This is a genomic window from Streptomyces sp., from assembly GCF_031178505.1.
Classification (GTDB): Bacteria; Actinomycetota; Actinomycetes; order Streptomycetales; family Streptomycetaceae; genus Streptomyces; species Streptomyces gulbargensis.
The window spans coordinates 1-4,107 of record NZ_JAPSIW010000643.1; the positions used below are offsets into that span (position 1 = coordinate 1).

The 4,107-nt window shown below is 71.5% G+C and carries 3 protein-coding genes and 1 pseudogene; 3 read left to right on the plus strand and 1 reads right to left on the minus strand.

Features of this window, described 5'->3' with window-relative positions; all coding sequences use genetic code 11:
- Positions 1 to 427: pseudogene (locus RIF68_RS29630) on the plus strand (DUF11 domain-containing protein); the annotation flags it as partial.
- A 901-nt stretch (positions 428 to 1,328) separates the two neighbouring features.
- On the opposite strand, the gene RIF68_RS29635 reads toward RIF68_RS29630, so the two are convergent.
- Positions 1,329 to 2,069 carry a class I SAM-dependent methyltransferase gene (locus tag RIF68_RS29635; protein WP_309054361.1) on the minus strand — a complete coding sequence of 247 codons (741 nt, stop codon included), beginning with the start codon at positions 2,067 to 2,069 and terminating at the stop codon, positions 1,329 to 1,331.
- 130 nt (positions 2,070 to 2,199) lie between these two features.
- On the opposite strand from RIF68_RS29635, the gene RIF68_RS29640 reads away from it, so the two are divergent.
- Positions 2,200 to 2,925 carry a succinate dehydrogenase gene (locus RIF68_RS29640; protein ID WP_309054359.1) on the plus strand — a complete coding sequence of 242 codons (726 nt, stop codon included), beginning with the start codon at positions 2,200 to 2,202 and terminating at the stop codon, positions 2,923 to 2,925.
- A 2-nt stretch (positions 2,926 to 2,927) separates the two neighbouring features.
- A partial coding sequence (gene sdhA / locus RIF68_RS29645) for a succinate dehydrogenase (quinone) flavoprotein subunit (protein WP_309054360.1) occupies positions 2,928 to 4,107 on the plus strand: 1,180 nt, incomplete at its 3' end.

The following is a 4,107-nucleotide window of genomic DNA, read 5'->3' on the forward strand; positions in this document are numbered from 1 at the left end:
GCCGCTGACCGCCACCTCCGACGAGGCGGTCACCCAGATCCGGCCGGCCTCCAACCTGAGCGTGGTGAAGGCGGCCGACGCCACCACCGTCACCGTCGGCCAGGTCGTGACGTACCGCGTCACCGTCCGCAATGCCGGCCCGAACCAGGCCACCGGCGTCACCGTCACCGACCAGCTCCCCGGCGACCTCACCTTCCTGTCCGCCAGCGGTTCCCCCGGCACCTACGACCCGGCCACCGGCCGGTGGACCGTCGGTGACCTCGCCGCAGGTGCCACCGCCACCCTCACCCTCCACGCCAAGGCCACGGAACCGGGACCGCTCGAGAACACGGCCACCGCCACCGCCAACGAGAAGGACCCCCGCCCCGGCGACAACACCGACGCCGTGACCGTCTGCGTCGAACGGACGCCCTCCTGCGATCCTTGCCCCCCGCCCGGGCCCGCGCCCTGCGACCCGTGCACCGACACGCCCATCAACCCGGCCCGCTGCAACGCGCTGACCTCCACCGCGTCGGGACTGCTCGTCCCGCAGACCCGCGTCACCGGGATCACCGGCCCGGCGCCGCGCCGTATCGCCGACGACCGGCAGTCGATCGACGTCGTCGTGAACGCCCCGGACGCCGATGACTGCCCCCAGACCTACTCGGTCAAGGCATACCTGACGCCTCGTCATGGCCAGGTGGGGCCTGTCCCCGACGTCAACCTGTTGCCGACCCGCACCAGCAACGCCTGGGCCGACACCGACCTGCGGCTCACCCTTCCCGAACCGGGGGTGTACCTGGTGGTCGGCGACATCAACACACAGATCTGTGCGACCGTCGACGACGCGGGAACCACCAACCTGTGGACCACGGTGCGCCTGATCGACGGGACCGGCGCCGAGCTCGGGCGCCGCCACTCGGCCCAGCACCAGTTCTCGGCGTCGCCCACCACCCGGTTCCAGCACTGCATCAACGGGCCCACACCGCTGTCCAGGCTCATCACCGTGACGCCGGCGCAGGGGGCGCGAACGATCCGCGTCCAGGCGATCCTGCAGGGCGGTGGTCCCGGCAACGGGCTGACCGGCGGCTCCACGCTCGAGGGGTCGGAGTTCCGGGGCAGCCGGTCCCACCTGACGTACGTCAAGATCAGCGACTGAGAACACCGATGCGCTGTCCCGGCCGGCGCCGCTGCGACGGCCGGGACAGTCGGGCGGACATCTGCCGCGGGAGCGCGGCTCCGGCTCGGGCATGACCGGCCGGCGCCGCCCGGCCGAGCGGACCGAGCCCTGGAGTCCGGCCCCGGCCGCACGAGGTCCTTCCGGCCCGGGGCCGGCCCGGTGGCCGGCCTCAGGCCGGCTTGCGCCACACGGAGATGTGCTTCGCGGAGTCCTGGGTGAACGGGGACCCGTCCCAGTCCGCGACGCGACGTTCCAGTTCGAGCCCGGCGATCCGTGCCATCAGGTCGAGCTCCGCCGGCCAGGCGTACCGGTGCCGGGAGTTCGCGCGGCGGTAGCGGCCGTCGTCGCCGTCGCGGGTGAAGTGGTGCGAGACGAGGATCTGCTCGACCAGGTCGAAGGTGTCGAAGCCGAGATGCCGCTGGGAGACGTCGAACGGCACCGCGACCTGACCGGGCGGCAGGAGCCGCAGCGGCGGCACGCCCAGCTCGATGACGAACCGGCCGCCGGGCTCCAGATGCCGTGCGGCGTTGCGGAAGCACTCGACCTGCTCGTCCTGCGTGAGCAGGTTCGAGATGGTGTTGTAGACGAGGTAGACCAGGGAGAACTCGCCGGGGACGACGGTCGTGGCCATGTCCCCCACGATCACCGGGAGCGTCTCCTCGTCCACCTTGCGCCGCAGCACCGCCGCCATGTGCTCGGACAGTTCGATGCCCACCACCGGTACGCCGCGTTTCCGGAGGGGGACTCCCACCCGTCCGGTTCCGATGGCGAACTCCAGAGCCCGGCCTTCTCCGGCGAGCTCGGCGAGGAAGGCGAGGGTCGGTCCGAGGGCGGCGGCCGAGGACGCTTCGGCCTCCTCGGCGTCGTAGCGGTCGGCGGTTTCACGGGTCCACAGTTCGCTGCTCGTCACGGCCGACCACTGTGCCGGGTACGAGGGGCACTGTCGACCGTTCATGTCCCCCTCCGCATAGGCGGGGCCTATCGAGATCAGCCGCACCATGTCTTGGACCACTCGGCGATCCGGGCCGTAGCGTCGAGGCATGGCTCTGGCACCCCCGAGGGACCGGACGGCCGCCCGCACGCCGTCCTCCACCCCGTCACGCGGATTCTGGTCCTCGACCATCGGCAAGAAGACCGTCATGGCCGTCAGCGGCCTGATCATGCTCGGCTACCTCGTCGCCCACGTCGCCGGCAACCTCAAGGTCTTCTTCGGCCCCGAGGAGTTCAACGCCTACGGCCACTGGCTGCGCGTGATGGGCGCCCCCGTCCTCCATCACGCGTGGGGCCTGTGGGCCGTCCGCGTCCTCCTCCTCGCCGCCGTCCTCGCCCACGCCGTCTCCGCCTACCAGCTCAGCAGGCGTGGCATCGCCGCCCGCCCCACCGGCTACGTCCACCGCCGCCGCCGCGCCTCCTACGCCACCCGGACCATGCGCTGGGGCGGCGTCGTCCTCGCCCTCTTCATCGTCTGGCACGTCCTCGACCTCACCACCGGCACCGTCCACCCCGGCGGCTTCGAGGCCGGCAAGCCGTACCAGAACGTGGTCGACACCTTCTCCACCTGGTACGGCAACGTCATCTACCTCGTCGCCATGCTCGCCGTCGGCCTCCACATCCGCCACGGCTTCTGGAGCGCCGCCCAGACCCTCGGCGTCGGCAGCGCCCGCCGCGAGCGCCTCCTGAGGGCCCTCGCCGACCTCCTCGCGCTCGCCCTGACCGCCGGCTTCGTCTCCGTACCCGTCGCCGTCATGACCGGACTGGTGAACTGACCATGAACCACCCCGCGTACACGCTCGGCGAGCCGATCGCCGACACCAAGGCCCCGGCGGGACCCATCGCCGACCGCTGGGACACCCGCCGCTTCGAGGCGAAGCTGGTCAACCCCGCCAACCGCCGCAAGCACCGCGTCATCGTCGTCGGCACCGGCCTCGCCGGCGGCTCCGCCGGTGCCACCCTCGCCGAACAGGGCTACCAGGTAGTCCAGTTCTGCTACCAGGACTCACCGCGCCGCGCCCACTCCATCGCCGCCCAGGGCGGCATCAACGCCGCGAAGAACTACCGCAACGACGGCGACTCGGTGCACCGTCTCTTCTACGACACCGTCAAGGGCGGCGACTTCCGCGCCCGCGAGTCCAACGTCCACCGCCTCGCCCAGATCTCCGTCGAGATCATCGACCAGTGCGTCGCCCAGGGCGTCCCCTTCGCCCGTGAGTACGGCGGACTCCTCGACACCCGCTCCTTCGGCGGCGTCCAGGTCTCCCGCACCTTCTACGCCCGCGGCCAGACCGGACAGCAGCTCCTGCTCGGCGCCTACCAGGCCCTCTCCCGGCAGATCGCCGCCGGCACCGTCGAGATGCACCCGCGCACCGAGATGCTCGACCTGATCGTCGTCGACGGGCGCGCCCGGGGCATCGTCGCCCGCGACCTGATCACCGGCCGGATCTCCACCCACTACGCCGACGCCGTGGTCCTCGCCACCGGCGGTTACGGCAACGTCTTCCACCTCTCCACCAACGCGATGAACTCCAACGCCACCGCCGTCTGGCGGGCCCACCGGCGCGGGGCCTACTTCGCGAACCCCTGCTTCACCCAGATCCACCCCACGTGCATCCCGCGCACCGGCGACCACCAGTCCAAGCTCACGCTGATGAGCGAGTCCCTGCGCAACGACGGCCGCATCTGGGTCCCCAAGGCCGCCGGCGACCGGCGGCCCCCCGCCGCGATCCCCGAGGACGAGCGCGACTACTTCCTGGAGCGGATCTACCCCTCCTTCGGCAACCTCGTCCCCCGCGACATCGCCTCCCGCGCCGCCAAGAACGTCTGTGACGAGGGCAGGGGAGTGGGCCCCGGCGGCCAGGGGGTGTATCTCGACTTCGCCGACGCCATCCGCCGCATGGGCCGCGCCAAGGTCGAGGAGAAGTACGGCAACCTCTTCGACATGTACGAGCGGA

Bases quoted from the DNA above. Each gene is read 5' to 3' on its own strand.
- RIF68_RS29640 (WP_309054359.1), top strand. From the start codon at position 2,200: ATGGCTCTGGCACCCCCGAGGGACCGGACGGCCGCCCGCACGCCGTCC.